This window comes from Slackia sp. CM382 (genome assembly GCF_000293015.1).
GTDB classification, from domain to species: domain Bacteria; phylum Actinomycetota; class Coriobacteriia; order Coriobacteriales; family Eggerthellaceae; genus Slackia; species Slackia exigua.
Window position 1 is genome coordinate 1 of record NZ_ALNO01000025.1, and the last position, 1,132, is coordinate 1,132.

The following is a 1,132-nucleotide window of genomic DNA, read 5'->3' on the forward strand; positions in this document are numbered from 1 at the left end:
GGGGGGGGGGGGGGGGGGTCATCCGATATCCTCTGCCCGTTATCGCTTGAGGGACGCAGGGTAGAGGAATGGCTCTCTTAAGCTTGCAGATAGGGAGAAAGGGAAAGAATCATGCCGGATTTGAATGTGAATATCGAAAAGAAGCCGACCTCGGGACTTGCCATCGCAGGTCTCGTTCTGGGAATACTCGCCATCGTGACCTCTCTCATTCCCATCATCAATAACGGGTCGTTCATTCTTGCGCTCGTCGGTCTTGCGCTTGGCGTGGTGGGACTTATAGGCATTCGCAAGGGGACTAAGGGCGGAAAGGGAATCGCGATAGCGGCTATCGTCCTTGCGATTGTTTCCATCGTCCTTGTGCTTATTTCTCAGCAGGTTTATTCCACTGCCATAGACAAGGCCTTGGACAATTCGATGTCCGAGGCGAACAGCGCTTCCAGCACGGATGAAACCAGCGCTTCGTCGGATGCTGTCGCAGCTGCCGACAAGACCTCGTCCAAGTATCAGGTATCGATCGATAACGCGACGGTGACGACCGACTACAACGGCGATAAGGCCATCGTCGTAACGTATTCTTGGACGAATAATTCCGACGACACCACGAATGCCATGGTCGCGCTGAGCGAAAAAGCCTTCCAGGACGGCGTTCAGCTGGAAATAGCATTCGTGAACAACCTTGATAACGACGGACACATGGCAGACGTGAGGCCCGGAGCCGGTACGACCTATCAAGTGGCCTATTCCCTTAAGAGCGATTCCGATGTCGAGGTAGAGGTTGCAGAGCTGTTATCCTTCTCCAAGGAGAAGCTCGCGACTGCGACTTTCAGCGTAGCGTAGCTCGACCGCGTCGATTCACCTAATCATCCGTACGCGAGGTTCGTCAGCTTAAAGTGGCGAACCTCGTTTTCGTTCCCATATGATATAAATAAACATACATATAAGGGAAGTAGGTTGATATCGAACGAACTCATATCGAACCGCATTCATCCCATACTGCTCGCGATAAGACGGTACATGTACGATAAAGACGTAATCTACCTGGATTTTAGTATCGGATATCTGTATCGACCGTTTGCCGAGTCCAATGTACGTTCAAGCATACTTTTAAAGAAAACGTTGTACGTACAGCATG

The 1,132-nt window shown here is 51.1% G+C and carries 1 protein-coding gene; it reads left to right on the plus strand.

The genetic code is table 11. The features are described 5' to 3' along the window. Positions 1–111 precede the first annotated feature (111 nt). Positions 112–837, plus strand: coding sequence for a DUF5067 domain-containing protein (locus tag HMPREF1155_RS08760; RefSeq protein WP_009079518.1), 726 nt, complete (start codon positions 112–114; stop codon positions 835–837). Positions 838–1,132 lie beyond the last annotated feature (295 nt).

Excerpts from the sequence above, each read along its gene's own strand:
- HMPREF1155_RS08760 (WP_009079518.1), top strand. The coding sequence starts at position 112 with ATGCCGGATTTGAATGTGAATATCGAAAAGAAGCCGACCTCGGGACTT.